Origin of the sequence: Paenibacillus sp. Soil724D2 (genome assembly GCF_001427935.1) — a bacterium.
In the GTDB taxonomy this organism is placed as follows: Bacteria; Bacillota; Bacilli; order Paenibacillales; family NBRC-103111; genus Paenibacillus_E.
In genome coordinates, this window is record NZ_LMRY01000012.1 from 174559 (window position 1) to 190480 (window position 15922).

At 44.4% G+C, this 15922-nt stretch carries 12 protein-coding genes; 7 read left to right on the forward strand and 5 right to left on the reverse strand.

Annotated features, from left to right (window positions below; genetic code table 11):
- The first annotated feature begins 84 nt into the window (after positions 1-84).
- The 3 genes from ASG85_RS13910 to ASG85_RS13915 all read left to right on the forward strand — a co-directional run bounded on the left by ASG85_RS13910 (position 85) and on the right by ASG85_RS13915 (position 1238).
- The gene (locus ASG85_RS13910) at positions 85-300 is read left to right on the forward strand and encodes a helix-turn-helix domain-containing protein (RefSeq protein WP_216625547.1); all 216 of its coding nucleotides are present in this window, start codon (positions 85-87) and stop codon (positions 298-300) included.
- A gap of 384 nt (positions 301-684) precedes the next feature.
- Positions 685-888 carry a YciI family protein gene (locus ASG85_RS39850; protein WP_200961680.1) on the forward strand — a complete coding sequence of 68 codons (204 nt, stop codon included), beginning with the start codon at positions 685-687 and terminating at the stop codon, positions 886-888.
- 197 nt (positions 889-1085) lie between these two features.
- The gene (locus ASG85_RS13915; RefSeq protein WP_235550120.1) at positions 1086-1238 is read left to right on the forward strand and encodes a hypothetical protein; all 153 of its coding nucleotides are present in this window, start codon (positions 1086-1088) and stop codon (positions 1236-1238) included.
- A gap of 91 nt (positions 1239-1329) precedes the next feature.
- Here ASG85_RS13915 and ASG85_RS13920 read toward each other — a convergent pair whose 3' ends face one another.
- From ASG85_RS13920 to ASG85_RS13930, 3 genes are all read right to left on the reverse strand, one after another.
- A complete protein-coding gene (locus tag ASG85_RS13920) occupies positions 1330-3165 on the reverse strand; it encodes a UbiD family decarboxylase (RefSeq protein WP_200961676.1) in 1836 nt (611 codons plus the stop codon).
- A gap of 420 nt (positions 3166-3585) precedes the next feature.
- Positions 3586-3948 carry a response regulator gene (locus ASG85_RS13925; protein ID WP_057306904.1) on the reverse strand — a complete coding sequence of 121 codons (363 nt, stop codon included), beginning with the start codon at positions 3946-3948 and terminating at the stop codon, positions 3586-3588.
- Between the two features lie 79 nt (positions 3949-4027).
- A complete protein-coding gene (locus ASG85_RS13930; protein ID WP_060646537.1) occupies positions 4028-5146 on the reverse strand; it encodes a response regulator in 1119 nt (372 codons plus the stop codon).
- Between the two features lie 299 nt (positions 5147-5445).
- Here ASG85_RS13930 and ASG85_RS13935 point away from each other — a divergent pair, with 299 nt between their 5' ends.
- The 3 genes from ASG85_RS13935 to cdaS all read left to right on the forward strand — a co-directional run bounded on the left by ASG85_RS13935 (position 5446) and on the right by cdaS (position 10894).
- Positions 5446-6132, forward strand: a complete 687-nt coding sequence (locus tag ASG85_RS13935) for a class D sortase (RefSeq protein WP_060646538.1) — start codon at positions 5446-5448, stop codon at positions 6130-6132.
- 190 nt (positions 6133-6322) lie between these two features.
- Positions 6323-9868, forward strand: coding sequence for a collagen binding domain-containing protein (locus ASG85_RS13940; protein ID WP_060646539.1), 3546 nt, complete (start codon positions 6323-6325; stop codon positions 9866-9868).
- Between the two features lie 402 nt (positions 9869-10270).
- Positions 10271-10894 carry a sporulation-specific diadenylate cyclase CdaS gene (cdaS, locus tag ASG85_RS13945; protein ID WP_082588078.1) on the forward strand — a complete coding sequence of 208 codons (624 nt, stop codon included), beginning with the start codon at positions 10271-10273 and terminating at the stop codon, positions 10892-10894.
- A 21-nt stretch (positions 10895-10915) separates the two neighbouring features.
- On the opposite strand, the gene ASG85_RS13950 is transcribed toward cdaS, so the two are convergent.
- The gene (locus ASG85_RS13950) at positions 10916-12172 is read right to left on the reverse strand and encodes a glycosyl hydrolase family 18 protein (protein ID WP_060646540.1); all 1257 of its coding nucleotides are present in this window, start codon (positions 12170-12172) and stop codon (positions 10916-10918) included.
- 207 nt (positions 12173-12379) lie between these two features.
- Positions 12380-13258, reverse strand: a complete 879-nt coding sequence (locus tag ASG85_RS13955; protein WP_060646541.1) for a helix-turn-helix domain-containing protein — start codon at positions 13256-13258, stop codon at positions 12380-12382.
- 132 nt (positions 13259-13390) lie between these two features.
- Between ASG85_RS13955 and ASG85_RS13960 the strand changes: the two genes are divergently transcribed.
- Positions 13391-15901 carry a glycoside hydrolase family 2 TIM barrel-domain containing protein gene (locus ASG85_RS13960; RefSeq protein ID WP_060646542.1) on the forward strand — a complete coding sequence of 837 codons (2511 nt, stop codon included), beginning with the start codon at positions 13391-13393 and terminating at the stop codon, positions 15899-15901.
- Positions 15902-15922 lie beyond the last annotated feature (21 nt).

Consider the following 15922-nt stretch of genomic DNA (forward strand, 5'->3'; position numbering starts at 1 on the left):
TGTAAACTAAAATGGTTGCATAAGTAAAATTTAATGGTATAATGTTCTAAGGGGAACAAAATGAGAACGGGGGTCTATGGCAGAATGAATATCAAGATCTTGGCGAAGACCGATGTTTTTATTAAAGCGAGAGTCATTAAAGGTTACTCCCAGCGAGAGTTGGCGAAGCACTCGGGTTTAAGTCATGCTTATATCAGTCTGCTTGAACGATCTATTAAATCAGTGGGCCCATCAACAGCTAAGAAATTGAGTGATTTGCTAGATAAGGATTTGGAAGAGTTGTTTCTGATTGAGATGTAGTTTGAATTGAAATGATTTTGAAGAAAAATATAGGTAAACTAAGACCCGCAGCATGTAGCTGTGGGTCCTTTTTTTTAGGATGTTTGAGATGATGAGTAAAAGGTTAAACCCTCCCAATTCTAGCAAGGACAGATTAATCCTAAAAGAACGAGAAGAATGTTTTAGTTCGGTTTGTTTGCATTACGAAAGGGATTTGGGAGATAATTACATTGAGTGTCATAGTATGAAAAACAAATTTAGGGAATTGGAGGGTTTTTAGTAATGTCGGATAACATTGCAAGCAACAATCCTGGAAAAATACACTTCATGTTATGGTCTACGCCGCCAAGAACAACTTTTCCTCAGGATATGACCGTAGAAGAACGGAACGTTATGCACTAACACATCGCCTATTGGACGGATAAGCAAAATCAGGGGATTGCTCTCGTTTTCGGACCTGTTCGAAAACCAAACGATCCTCATGGACTCGCCATCATTGAGGTTGAGAATGCAGACCAAGTCCCACAGCTCATCGCTAAAGATCCTGCCGTTATCGCGGGAGTGATGACTACGGAATTTTATCCGATAATGGCAACCTTACCGAAATAACACTCCACTCTATGAGGTGGCGTATTATTATGTTGGCCTCTATTATTCGACGATAAAAGGAACAGCTGCCATTGGCAGTTGTTCCAATTTTTCAAGTAGGTCCTTAAATATTACTACAACAAATCCCCAACTGTCTCGCAAGGACTTCGTGGGCATTCCTTGTGTATATTTATACGAATGGTGTTTCGTACTCTCAAATGAAAATGGTGAGAGAAGAAGATGGCAAAGAAGTTATTATTGACTATAGTGTTAAATATGATGATATATATGTACGTCAAAACGGAACTTGGTTAATAAAGGAACGTACTGCTCACTTTTCAATTATAGACGCAAGAGCATTACAAGGCTAATTTGATTAATACTTGGAAATTGCCCATAAAGTGGCTCCAAAAGAAAGCAGCACCACAATCCCTAAGGTTGTGATGCTGCTTTTGCTCTTTACTACTTTTGAATGCCGCCTAAACTGCCGCCTTTGGCAAATAATCGCATGATGTTTTTATCAACCGTTGGATCCGGTATTAATGGCGGTGCTTGGTGCGGTTTAATTCGCGCATCAATCACAACATTATCGCAAGCCCAATGCTTATTCTCATAAAAACTGTTCACGCCGTATATATCATGGGAAGGGTTGCTGCGTGTGAATGTAGCCCAAACAAAGTTGTTAATAGTCTCACTCATAAAATGGCTGTCATCACATACGATGATCAATGGACAAGCAGGGAGTGGGCCTTTTGCTCCAATTGCCTCGCATAAATCTTTCATTTCAACCTGTGTCTCGCCGTAACTTTTAAATTCAGAAAGCTGAATCGCGACGATTCCCGGCATGACCAAACGCGCATGTTGGACCCCCGGTATTTCATTGAAAACGCCGGGAACCTCTAGACATAAATCCCTTTTTTTATCTCCGACTGCTGCGAATACAACCTTACTGCCGCTATTCAAACCTGTACCTGAGTAATCTAGGGTATCGATAGTCGTATTGGTATAAAAATGAAGGTCCCGATGAAGGTCTATTCGAGCCAAAACGTAAGTTAAGAAATGCTCTACATCATGAGAATCCAAAGGCTGGCTCTCTTCTGCTGTGATGAATAAGTACTTGGCTAAGCTAACTTGTCCCGTCCCTAAAATTCGATTAGCTAACGTGAGTAGCTCTGCAGGCTGCTTGACTTGTTGATAGGGCGTGTAACGTTCGCTGCCAATCGCAAAGAGCAAGGGGTGTACGCCCGCGGCATCTACGGCATGAACTTCTTTGACACCTGGAATTTCTTGCTTGATTGCATCGCCTGTGAGTTCATGAATTAATGCCCCGAACGCCGTATCCTCTTGAGGGGGCCTGCCCACGACAGTAAATGGAAAGATCGCATTCTTCTTGGCATATACTTTGTAAACTCTCATGAGAGGAAAAGGATGCGTAAGGCTGTAGTAGCCCAAATGATCGCCGAAAGGGCCCTCCGGCTTGGTTTCGCCAGGATATATTTCTCCTGTGATAACAAAATCAGCATCATGACTAATACAATAGCCATCAATATAGCTGTAGCGGAAGCGGCGGCCTGAGAGCAAGCCCGCAAAGGTAATCTCACTCATGCCTTCCGGCAAGGGCATAACTGCTGACAACGTATGCGCTGGCGGCCCGCCAATAAAACAGCTTACTTTTAAAGGGGCTCCTTGCTTAGTTGCCTTTGCCTGGTGGACTCCGATGCCGCGATGAATCTGATAATGCAAGCCGATCTCTTTATTTAATTCATACTCGTTCCCGCTCAGTTGAATCCGATACATCCCCAGATTGGAATTCATAATTCCTGGTTTCTCCGGATCTTCCGAATACACTTGAGGCAGGGTGACGAATGCACCGCCATCCTCTGGCCAGTGCTTGATGAGTGGGAGGTCAGTAATGCTGATTTCCTCAAAAGCAGCCGGCAGTCCACCGGTTATTTTGATCGGCAGTGCTTTCCAGGCAGCAAGCCCCGTACCGATATGTTTAAGTGGGCTTTTCATTGCCTTCATGGGATCGCTTCGCAAAGAGATTACATTTTTCACGCCTTCCCAAGTATCTCGAAATATATATTTGCTGCGCTCTACTGTACCGAAAAGGTTGGATACCGCCCGAAACTTCGAACCTTTAACATTCTCGAATAATAAGGCCTGGCCACCGGCTTCATGAACTTTCATATGAATGGCTGCCATTTCAAGCTCAGGATCAACTTCTTCATGAATGCGAACCAAATGTCCGTTCTTTTCTAAATCAACTAAGCATTCTTCTAAATTTTGATAGATCATTATTTTACTCCAATCGGATACCTTTTCCCCAAAAGGTCTATGTAATAATGTCATTCTACAACAAATGCCAAAAATAAAAAACCATACATCCAGCAAGTGAGAAAGTATTCTTTCTCATTACCAAAAATAGAATTCTTCGGAACTAAAGCGTCTCGCTATTTTCTAATTTAATTCCCAGTTTGACTTCCTTGTATCATGCGTTGAGGCGCTGCCGAGCACAAAAAGGGACCATCCCGAAGTAGAACACTCTACTTTCGGGACAGTCCCGGCCAGTATCATGATGAAGGAGACACAGACGAATCAAATCCAACAAAATTGGGATCACGTCAAGACCAGCCTCCGATAATTCGTAAATATAGAGTAACGATTCATAGACACTTCGGAAAGAATGTAGACATCGAATGCACTTTCAAAAAGTTGCTACTTTGCAAGTAAGCTTTCAATGGTATTCAGGATCTTGTATGTTTGAAAAGGTTTCGCGATAAAGTCCTTGGCTCCGGCTCGTATAGCTTGCAGCACAAAATCCTTTTGTGCAATCGCCGAGCACATGATGATAATTGCGGAAGGATCTTTATGGATAATGGCCTTCGTGGCATCAATCCCATGCATTCCCGGCATTGTAATGTCCATTGTCACAAGATCAGGTCGATAAATGGCGTATTTTTCAATGGCTTCTTCACCGGACGCGGCCTCGGCAACGACTTCATATCCACTGGCTTCGAGCATTGTTTTAAGCAACAGGCGCATATAGGATACATCATCAACAATCATTATTCTTAGCATCGCTCACCGCTCCAATTCTCCTAGGTCAATCCTACCAATTGTAGCGGAACGATCTGAACATAAATTGAAACTGTGCTTGTTAAGAGTGAATCATATTTTGAAGGTACCATTCCTCAATGGCCGGATTGGGTTTGATCCCGAATTCTTCGCTGAGGATGAGGCATAGACTGTCGTGCTGCCTTTGAACTGAAGCGTAATCGCCCTGAGCATGATACAGCTTCATCAATGCCCAGTAGCTTTCTTCGCTGTAAGAGAAGGCTTGCTGGATCCGATAGTAGAGAGAGAGGGCCTCGGCATACATGTCGGAAGCCGCCATGAAGTCTGCTACACAAACAGCATGCTGGAACCAAAGCGCCCTCAACCGCTCTCTCTCGCTTTCAGCCCAGATGTAGTCATATTCCGCGAAGTAATCGCCGCGATACAGATCGAGCAGTTGTTTATATTGGGATAACGTACCGGGTTCTAGAGCCGGGAGCTCGAGCAAGCCAGTTTCCCATTCCTCGACGTCAAGCCGGGTATTTTTGAGATCGAGCGTGTAGCCTTTGTCAACGTTTAGTATCTCTATGCTGCTTCCCATCGCGTGCAACGTTTTACGTATCTGATAGATGGCTGTATAAAGCTGGGTTAAGCCTTTCTTCTGATCGGACTCAGGCCACAAAAGCTCCAGCAGCGTATCTTTTCTTACAGGTCGACAGTTCCGATGAACCAGATAGGCGAATAGCTCTTGGGCTTTGGCTGTTCGCCAGGTTATAAATTCGGTCTGTCCCGCGTCGAACTGCAGCGATTGAAAGCATCTAAGAAGAGGGGAGGGAGACTCCGTTGGTATGCTGTGTTTACAATCCTGGTATTGCTTTAATCGTTCTATTGTCACCTGGATGCGCTCAATATTTGATGGCTTCAACAAGTAATCGATGGCGTTCATTTCAAAAGCTTTAACAGCATAGGAGTCATACGCGGTAACGAACACGACGTCCAGCTGCGGCAAGTGGCTGTGGAGCCTTTCTGCAACTTCAATGCCCGAAATCCCAGGCATGTTGATATCCATAAAGACAACATCCGGCATCAACTCCAATGCACCCTCAACGGCAATCTCAGGGTTGGTATACGTGCCGATAATATCGACTCCTCCGACTTTCAATAATTGTTTTTCCAAGTATTTAACGGCAAGATATTCATCATCAATGATGATCGCTTTCATCTCTCATAACCTCCTTCACAGGGAGTCGCATGGTGATGGTATTCCATGCAACGGGACACAAAATAGGCCGATTTCCCTAACAAACATTGCTTGATTCGACGTTCTACATTTCTTAATACAACAATTATTGAGATTTCTTACAAGTAACTAGGCCATATGGACTATATATCGGTAATAACGTGTGAAAATTTCATATTGTTGGAAATTTCATTTTTTGTTCAGTAGGATATGGTTAACTGAGTAAATAAGTTATTCGATGATAATGAGACAGTTTACACTTTCAAAGGCAGGAACCTCTGATGATGAGAAGAGCACTCCCGATGGTGTTGGTTTTGCTTGGGATAATTATTTTTCTATACCCGACGATTAATGATCGCTATGAGAGCTACAAGCAGCAGCAAATATTGAAGCAATGGCAGAATACTCTCGGGCATATCGATGCGGTAGCATCTGAACCGAGTGGGGAGCCGGTGGATATGGATACTCCCTTTCTTACGAAGGAAAACAATAATATGATTTCACTCAGTGGGTCAAAGCTACTAAGCGTAGAACCGTCCCCAACGCCATTGGCGATCACTGGGGGACCCATCGAGGGAATTCTAGCCATCGACAAAATTAATCTGAAGCTTCCGATACTAACGGATGCGACGGCGAAGAACTTGAAACTATCCGTCGCCAGCATTGTCCATACAGGTAAAGTGGGTGCTGTCGGCAACTACGCCATCGCCGGACACAGAAATCTGACCTATGGCAAAAATTTCAACAGGTTGGACGAAGTCGATGTCGGTGATTGGATCGAAGTAGATACGGGGAGTTTGCAGTATTGGTATCAAGTACAGGAGAAGCAGTATGTCCTCCCCGAGGATGTCTGGGTTCTGGAAGGCAACGGCAAGGATCGGGAGATAACCTTAATTACCTGCGATCCTATGGACAATCCGACGCATCGGATCGTTGTCAAAGGGAAATTGCTAGAACACAAAGAATAAACTAATCAAGTAGATAGGTATATGCTACTATAGTCAAATCTTTTTGTTGACAGGAGAACCCGCATCCGAATCCGGAAGCGGGTTCTTTTTGCTTTTGTTCAGATTACGTTCAGTTCAATATCCTACAATACAAAATGTGACTTTTTTGATGAATTGAACCAATAACAGAAAGATAGAGGTGTCGAAAGAAATGTTAAAGAAAAAGACAAGCGTTTTGCTGGTTGCGCTTTTGATTATTATGCAGGGCATATATGGGTTTGGTTTTTTGATGCCGGCAAAAGCAGCCACAATTTCAAGCAATATCATCGACAGCGTTGCGATGTCTGTATATGACAGTTCGGACCATGTCGTAACGGAAAACGTTTATGAACAAGGTTCCAAGGTGCAATTGGACTATTTCTGGTCCCTGCCGAACAGCCATGGTTACCACAACGGGGATATATTTACCTTCACGCTTCCACAGCAATTTCTGCTTTTTAATGATCTCAGCGGCCCTCTTCAGTTTGAAGACGAGGATGTAGGAGCTTTTAGTGTTAATAAAAATAATCATCAAGTCACAATGACCTTTAATAACTATATTGAAAGCCATGATAATGTGAAGGGAATTTTGACGTTCAAGACACAATTTGACACCCAGAAAATAACGGGAAGTACGACTCAAATTATCAAAATGCCTATTAGAAGCGGGGAACAAATCTTTACGCTCAGCTTCAAGCCAAGCGTCACTTCAACAATAGGTAAAAGCGGTGTGCCCCAAGGCTTTAATGCGAAGAACATCGATTGGACGGTTGATGTGAATAAGGCGCTGAATTCCGTTCAGAACGCAGTAGTCACCGACCCGATTCCTGCAGGTCTGGACGTTCCGGTTACCGTCGCTGTCTACAGTCTGGATATGAATCTGAATGGAACGGCCGTCCAAGGGGCGTTGGTTGATGTCAGTAAGTACAGCGTGAGCACAACGGGCAATATACTGAAAGTGAGCTTTACGGACAGCCCGATTCAATCTGCATATCGGATTCAATATAAGACACCTATCACCGACCTAGACAAAGCTTCATTTGAAAACACAGCAACGTTTGAAGGTAGCAATAAAGCTCCCGTTAATGCTACGGCAACCGTTACTGTGCAGCATGGCACCGCCCTGGATAAAGCCTCTACGGGTTATAGTTCCAGTACGCAAACCATCGATTGGGCCATTAAGTACAATTACAATAAGAAGAGCATTGCACAAGCCGCAGCCTTCTTGACGGATTTGTTTAACGACTCGGAAGAGCTCGTTGCAGGATCTATTCATGTATATCCGGTTACTCAAAATTCGTCTGGAGTCGAATCGTTAAGCAGTGAGTTGCCCGGCGCTCAGTATACGGTAAGTACAGCAACCGGAACCAACCAAAGCGGATTCAAGTTGCAATTCAATAATCCGATTTCATCCGCGTACAAAATTACGTACCAAACCAAGGCCATTCAACGTGTTATCGACAATGCTACGATTACTAACAATGTTACCTCTGGCAGCGGGAATAGCGATACGGCCACTCAAGGAATGAACCAGGTGGTCATTGTCAAGAATGTGGGAGCAATCAATTATAATGCTAAGACGGTGGAATGGAATATTGCCGTTAACGGTGACAGCCAAACGATGAATAGCGTTGTGATTACGGATGTGTTTCCGAATAAGGGTCTCCACCTCATTCCGGTTTCATTGACTGTCAAAGAGGGCGCCACGCCGATGAGTCCGACTGACTATACAGTAGACGATTCTGCGGTTGATCAAGGCTTCCAAATAATTTTCAACAAGCCGTTATCCGGGCCAGTTAACATTAGCTACACAACCGAATTCAATAACGACTGGATCAGTCCTGTCGGCAGCACGACCAATTTTATTAATAATGCGAAGATAGATTGGATTGACAGTTCTTTAAATGCACAAACCAAAACCATAACTTCAACGTTTACCCCTAGAAATGAAGTGAAAAATAACGGATTTAAGAATGGTTCTTACAATGCAAGCACCAAACAGCTGACTTGGACGATAGGTGTCAATTACAATAGTAAAACTCTTGCCGTGGCCAAGGTTGAGGATGTTTTGGAGTCCGGTCAGCAATTGGTCGCCAATTCTTTGGTTTTGTATAACATGACGCTTCCTGCGAACGGCAATCCGTCTCAAGGGACGGTTGTAGATAGCGCAGATTATACGTACACGGTCGAAAGCGGCAATAAACTGGTTGTGACTTTCGTTCAACCCATTTCCTCTCCGTATTACATTGTCTTTAAAACAAGTCTGGACAGCAAACTGATTGGAGATAAAGTAAATAATACGGCAAGACTATTTGACGGTTCTGCTCCAGTTTCCGGTAACCTGACGGCGAGTGTGGCCATCCCCAAAGGGGGCGAGTATGTCAACAAGAACGGTGTGCAGGACGGGGACAAAATCAACTGGACGATTGATATCAATCGCGGACAATCAACAGTAGCGGATGCCAAAATTGTGGATACGCCAACTGAAAATCAATTGCTGCTTCCCGGTTCGTTCCATTTATTTGCTACTACAGTTGCAGCCAACGGCGATGTGACCAAGGGTGCAGAATTAACAAAAGGTACGGATTATACGGTTGCAATCATCACGGACGATGACGGCAAACAGACCTTTGAATTGAACTTCCTGCATGAGATCTCAACGGCGTATGTTCTGGAATATCAATCATTGATCGTTGCAGGCGATAAGGAAACCGTCTCCAATAAAGTTAGCTTTAGCGGCAACAATGTGACTAGTGTGACCAAAGACACGACCAAAAGTATTGTGGTCGGAGTTTCAAGCGGATCTGGTACAGGCAGCGGTATCAGAGGCTCGCTCACGGTTAAGAAAGTGGATTCGGCCGATAGTGGAATAAGGCTTAGCGGGGCAACATTTGATCTATATCGGAAGTCAGGTTCTACCCGCTCATTGATCAGCACCCTGACAACGGATGCGACCGGTACGGTTGTATTCAAGAAGTTATTGGCAGGCGACTATGTAGTAAAAGAAACAGCGGCTCCGTCTGGATACACGCTCGATGCAAGCGAACACCTGGTAGCGGTTAATTCGACGGCGGGTATTACTTTAAATGTTTCGAATACGAAGGTGGCTGGACCGGTAACGCCGCCAGCAACACCACCGGTGACACCACCAGTGACACCACCGGTAACACCGCCAGTAACACCAAGCCCGTCGCCAGATCCAGGGTCAGGTTCGGGTCCAGATCCAAATCCAACGCCGAGCCCATCCGCAACGCCATCGCCAACGCCGAGCCCGTCGACGACACCATCACCTACACCAACAGCGAGTCCGTCGGCAAAGCCATCGCCGACGCCGGATGATCGAACAACGGATAAGGACACACCGATTGACGGTAAAATTGAAGTTCCAAAGGGAGCCATACCATCCATCGGCAAACCGCCTGAGCATGGTAAGGCAACCATTGATCCAGATGGAAGCTGGACCTATAAGCCAGACCAAGGCTACATCGGGAAAGATACGATAACTATCGTTATAAAAGATCCCGATGGCAATGAAACGGAAACATTCATTGATATTAACGTTCAAGACATTCCTCTCGGAACTTTAACGGCTAACGGAATACCAGGACAAACACTTCCGAAGACAGGGGAAACCAGCCATTTATATGTAGAGATAGCTGGTCTTGCATTGATCCTTGCGGGAGTCATGCTGAGAAAAAGAGTATGGAAGAAGAAATAAAATTAAAGCCTGCCAGAGATATCTGGCGGGCTTTTTATTTGGAAATGGGAAAATTAATTCGTTATAATTGCTTTGGTTCATTCCTTATTGTGGGATCTGAAAAGTGACGGTAGTACCCTGATCCGGTATTGAGAGGATTATCAATATCTGTTTTTTCGAAAGCAATCCATCAACCTAAGTTTAATTTTATGAGAATTTTTTCCTATCCATCATATCAGATATGTACAGAATTTTGTCGAGATAGTTACAGAACTTTATTTTTCCTCACCATGAAATCTAGGCAGCTGACGATTACATTTAAAGTAATACATAAAAGGAAGGATGTACATATTAATTCATAGGAATACCGAAAGTTGATCAACATATTCGAGAACATAATAATGAAGTTCTGAGGTGTGACGAGTGCAGCAAGAAAATTGTGACATATCCCCGATGAAAGAACAATTGAAGCAACAATTGCGCCACATTTCCGCTGAAATAGAGTGCAGCTTGGATACCTTAGATAATGATGAAAATAGCTGTCTTTTAAGTCGATTTGACGAAATTCGTGAAGCCTTCAAACAAGTCGAATCCATTGCGGCTTCCTTCTATTTGCAATGTTATTTATCCTCTTTTACCAACCATTATTTAGACTTGTCCATTTGCATTCAGCATCTGTCGGAACGCCGACATGGTGCTTTGATCGTGATCCAGAGGAATGATCTGCTGGATATGTTTATGCACTCAGGCATTAGGTTGGAAGCCACGTTGACTTACTCGTTATTGGAAGCCATTTTTTACCCTGGCAACCCGCTGCATGATGGAGCCCTACTGATTCAATCCGATCGAATCGTTTCGGCTGCGAATGTTTTGCCAGTATCTAATATTTCGGTGGATAAAAAACTGGGGACAAGACACCGCGCGGCGATAGGTTTGACAGAGCGAACCGATGCTCTTGTACTCGTTGTTTCAGAGGAAACCGGTAATGCTTCGTTTGCCTATAAGGGAATCCTACACCCCATTAATTCTTTAGATCCAATGAGCTAGCCGACCAACGGTATGATAGATTCAAATCACTCTTTTCTGATAAAAGAACTGTTCCACTAAGAAAACAGATTGCGGGAAATTCAATCCGAGCTGCCACGCCCCAACGCCTTTAAGTTGGTAATCGACGACAGTTTGAAATTTGGCTGCACGGGCTCGCGCATCTTCAAACCACACACTGTGTCTTCTACCGTTCTCGTCCCAATATGAAAAATAAGGTTGTTGGTACTGTATGGAATATTGAATCGGTACTTCATACCTCATAGCTGTTTCGGTAGCCGTTGTAACGGAAACAGCTTTAGCGCTCATAACGGTTCCATTATCCATCGTCCAGTCGTACCCATACCTAGGTACCCCAAGTATAATTTTGTTCCGAGGCATGCGCTGCACGGCGTAATCGAGGGTTTTACGAATCTCATCGATTGGGGCGACTGGTCCAGGACCGGAATGCTTTTCATGCCAATCGTAGGCCATTATGAAAGCGAAATCCACGACAGCACCGATCCCTCCGTAATCATAACCTGGATAATCGCTATCACTTTTTTTTACATGAAGGGCGACCGATGTTAAGTATCCTTCCGGATTCAAACGATCATTTAACGAACGTAAAAAGCCGGTATACAAGTCTCTTTCCCCTGCCCGTACTTGCTCAAAATCAACATTTACACCAGCATAATTTTTTGTTTTTATCAATGTATAGATGTTATTAATGAGTCGATTCCTTATTTCGGGAGAGTTTAGGACTTGCCTTGTCATTTCAGGGCTGAACCCTTCCGGCGTTAAATTCGTAATTGTCGCAAGAGGAGCAACTCGATGATTCCTTGAAGCAATTACAGCGAGTTCATCGTTCTTTAACGTGCTCAAGTTCCCTTCTTCGGTAATGTGATATTCAAAAATGCCAAAGTAAGCATTGTAAGGTGAAAAGTTACGGGTGGTCATTTCAATTTGTTCAGGTGTAGCAGGAATGAAATAACTTAAGCCTTCTTCCGGGTATTTGGTTCTCACCGGCAGATACAGCTTCATGCCTACAGATAATACATCGCTCTGAAGTCCGTTAGCCGAACGCAGGGTGTTCACTTGTACCAAGCTCATCTGTGATATCGTATATAACGAATCTCCGGGCTGAACAATATAATAATTTGATGGAACAATCAAAGCTTGACCGGGAACCAGCGTTGGATCAATCAAGCCGTTTACTTCACGGATTTTATCGAGGGGAAATTGAAATTTTGAAGCAATAGAAAAAAGAGAGTCTCCATTTTTTACGGTGTAAATGAACATATGAAATTTAGTCCCCCCAGCAGAGCAAAGATACTTTCTTCATAAATATTCATTAATAAGCATGTTTCAGAACAACTGCACCGTACTTACGAAGGGGAATGGATGGGATCAACAAAACTTTTCAACATTGTTCAAATTGATCAGAAAGAATCCGTGCTCTAAGGAAAAGATAGAAGGCTATGGGATAGTCATCTTTGTCTGTTCATACTATGGCTGCTCTGACGTCCGTTTAAACTGATAGGGGGTCAATCCCACGTGTTTCTTGAACATTTGGCAAAAATAAGAGAAGTTCCCCAGTCCCACGGCCTGTCCGATTCCCTGTATTGAGATGTCACTTGTTTTAAGCAATAAACAGGCTTGACGAATGCGTCTAGCGGTTAAATATTCAGTAATGCTGCTGCCTACGATTTGCTTAAATACCGCGGATATATGATTTGGAGATAGATGAATGGCCTGAGCGAGCTGATTAAGCTCAAATGGCTCCATGTAATGGATTTCAATCCATTCCATGACCTTCTCAGCAATGGATGAGGACTTTACTTTGGAATTACGTTCCGCGGATAGGTTGTAGCCGGTTAATGGATAGGATGTTTTCAAATGATGCATCAGGTTGGTTAAGAAGAACAATTGCTCTTCAAGCAAATGTTCTGGTTTGGCATGCTCAATTGTATGATGGTGTGCTTGGAGCAAGTTATGAAAAGCCTCCGTGTCTAGTCCGCTTATCTTTTGAATTGACAAGGGGTCTTTCCAAAGCTTCTGGAAAAATTCGCGTGTGGAAGGGAATGCAGCTAAACAGTCATCAAGCAGTGCAGGTTCAAATACGAAAAAGGATCGGATGTACGCATGCTGGGCTTGTTCGTTCATACGAATCCGATGAAGCTGGAAAGGTCTGAAGTAAAAGAGCATACCTGGGGCCAGGTCGAAAATTTGTTGTTCCACAATGACAGTACCGGTGCCTTCGTGGACGATAAGGATTTCCATACCTTGATGTGCGTGATAGATTTCAGCAAAAGCATTTGTCCGATTTCGGTAAAATTGAAGATGTGCAGGGTGTTGATTAAGGTTCAAGTAATTCATTACCTTCATGGTCCGAATGACTCCCATCTTCTCTAATCTGTTAAATCATAATACAACAACATTTTATCATAAGAGCACTACACTCTGTTCGATTGATTTTTGCTATACTGAGGGCAAGAATTTCGGTGGGAGTGATAGACATTGCTTGGTCAACGTTTGAATCAGAATTGGGAGCATTATTGTGGGAATCTAGGAGGCGTATGGGAGGTATGGCGGGGCGATAAGCTTCAAAATCACTATAATGTCCCATGGAAACAAGTAGATCTTCCGCATTCTTACAATGCTTTGGATACGATGGACCCAGACAGTAAGTACTATCAAGGACAGGGCTGGTATCGCACAAAGCTGGAGGTGAACAATCCGTATCCGAACGGGCGAACGCTTTTGCACTTTGAAGGAGCTGGACAGCGTTCAAGCGTATTTGTTTATACCGAGCAGGTGGGCGAGCACCTTGGAGGTTATGATGAATTCACGGTTGATATTACTGAAGCTGCTGCACGAGCGCGTACAATTGAACGGTATGAGGGTAAAGTAGCCGTAGCCGTCATGTGCGATAACAGCCGTGAGCTCGAGACGATTCCGTCAGATGCTAGTGATTTCCACCTATATGGCGGTGTGTATCGCTATCTGAATCTGGTCTATGTGCCAGCGATGTCGCTGGAGAAAGTACATATCGAGACCGATACACAAGCCTTGCAAAGGTCGATGGTAACCGGCTCGGATTCGATATCCTCCTGTACGGTGAAAGTTCGCGCTGCGTTATATAATCCGAAGGGCTTGAACGAAAACCTGCAATTGACGATCCAATTAACGGACCCAACGGGCAATGTGATAGCGGTTTCAAATGTGAGCTCAATGCCGTGGGAAGGTGATAAGGAGCTAACCGTATTCGAGCTTGATACTCCTCAACTCTGGTCGACGGATCAACCTGTCTTGTATGGTTGTAATGTGACGCTTTTGAGTGTGCATGGAGAGACGACGGTTAACGAGAAATTCGGGGTTCGTTTCTTTGAGTTCATAAAACAAGGTCCGTTCAAGCTTAATGGTGAGCGGTTATTGCTTCGCGGTACACATCGACATGAGGATCATGCCGGTGTTGGGCCTGCTATGACAGAAGAGATGATACGTGAAGAAATGCGATTGATTAAGAGTATGGGAGCTAACTTTATTCGGCTAGGCCATTACCAGCAATCGAGAATTGTACTGAATCTATGCGATGAGCTCGGCATATTGGTTTGGGAGGAAATCCCCTGGTGCCGTGGAGGTTTAGGCGGCGAAGCTTACCGGCAGCAATGTCGCGATATGCTAAGCGCGATGATCTCTCAGCATTACAATCATCCGTCCGTGATTCTTTGGGGACTTGGCAATGAAAATGATTGGGAATGCGATTTTGATTATTTTGATCAGGGAGAAATCCGTGGCTTTATGAAAGAGCTTCATGACCTGTCACACCAGTTGGATGCAGGGCGTCTGACCGCGATACGGCGATGTGAGTTTTGCAAAGATATTATTGATGTCTACTCGCCATCCATTTGGGCAGGGTGGTATCGAGGCATATACACAGACTACGAGAAAAGCTCCAGGATGGCCTTTGAACAGGTGGACTCCTTTTTCCATATGGAATGGGGGGCTGATAATTTGCCAACTCGGCATGTGGAGAAAACGTACACAGGTTTCGAGTATATCCCTCGCGGAAACGGAGCTACAGAAGAGCGAGATGGGGATTATTTACTTACTGGAGGCGAAACGCGTGTCTCTCGGGACGGAGACTGGTCGGAGACCTACTTCTGTGAAATGATCGATTGGTATTTAAAATGCCAAGAGGGAATGGATTGGCTGACAGGTGCAGCACAATGGTCCTTCAAGGATTTCGCCACGCCAGTCCGACCGGATTCACCGATTCCGTATCTGAATATGAAGGGAATCGTTGAACGTGATTTGACGAAGAAGGAAGCTTTTTATGTATTCCAATCCTATTGGTCTAAAGAACCTATGGTGCGCATCTACGGTCACACGATGCCAGTCCGTTGGGGGGCTGAGAATGAGCAGAAATACCTAAAGGTTTATTCCAACTGCTCTAAGGCGGAGCTTTTCCTTAATGGGGTTAGTTTAGGTATAAAACTGCGAGATTCCAAAGACTTCCCATGTGCGGGTCTACGTTGGAACACGACCTTCAATCCTGGCATGAACCATGTGCAGGTCATCGCTGAGAAGGAAGGCATCATCGTGAAAGATGAGCTGACCTTCGACTACCAGACAGAGACATGGGGGGAGCCGACGGAGCTTCGGCTTGCGTCAGTGAAACAGGATGATGGTCGTATCTATGTGGAAGCGCGTATGTTTGACGAGAAGGGTGTTTTTTGTCCAGATGCTTCTCATTTCATTCGTTTCGGACTTAGCGGCGATGGTAAGCTGCTTGATGGTCTTGGCACGATCCATGGCTCGAAGCTTGTACAGCTGGCAACTGGACGCGCGGGGATTTATATCGATCCGTTAGGAGGAAGCGCAGCTGCCATCGGCGAGACTGCGTTCATATCTGCGGGCGGACCAGCCATGGCTGTGATCAAAGCAGGCAAAGTGACTCATTTGCCTACTTCGATAGTTAGCGCGAAGTGTGAAGGTATTGCTACTGCTTTTATCACTTTACAATAAAACCAAAGGAGCGAATCGAAT

Bases quoted from the DNA above. Each gene is read 5' to 3' on its own strand.
- ASG85_RS13910 (WP_216625547.1), top strand. From the start codon at position 85: ATGAATATCAAGATCTTGGCGAAGACCGATGTTTTTATTAAAGCGAGA.
- ASG85_RS13915 (WP_235550120.1), top strand. From the start codon at position 1,086: ATGAAAATGGTGAGAGAAGAAGATGGCAAAGAAGTTATTATTGACTAT.
- ASG85_RS13920 (WP_200961676.1), bottom strand. From the start codon at position 3,165: ATGATCTATCAAAATTTAGAAGAATGCTTAGTTGATTTAGAAAAGAAC.
- ASG85_RS13925 (WP_057306904.1), bottom strand. From the start codon at position 3,948: ATGCTAAGAATAATGATTGTTGATGATGTATCCTATATGCGCCTGTTG.
- ASG85_RS13930 (WP_060646537.1), bottom strand. From the start codon at position 5,146: ATGAAAGCGATCATCATTGATGATGAATATCTTGCCGTTAAATACTTG.
- ASG85_RS13935 (WP_060646538.1), top strand. From the start codon at position 5,446: ATGATGAGAAGAGCACTCCCGATGGTGTTGGTTTTGCTTGGGATAATT.
- ASG85_RS13940 (WP_060646539.1), top strand. From the start codon at position 6,323: ATGTTAAAGAAAAAGACAAGCGTTTTGCTGGTTGCGCTTTTGATTATT.
- ASG85_RS13950 (WP_060646540.1), bottom strand. From the start codon at position 12,172: ATGTTCATTTACACCGTAAAAAATGGAGACTCTCTTTTTTCTATTGCT.
- ASG85_RS13955 (WP_060646541.1), bottom strand. From the start codon at position 13,258: ATGAAGGTAATGAATTACTTGAACCTTAATCAACACCCTGCACATCTT.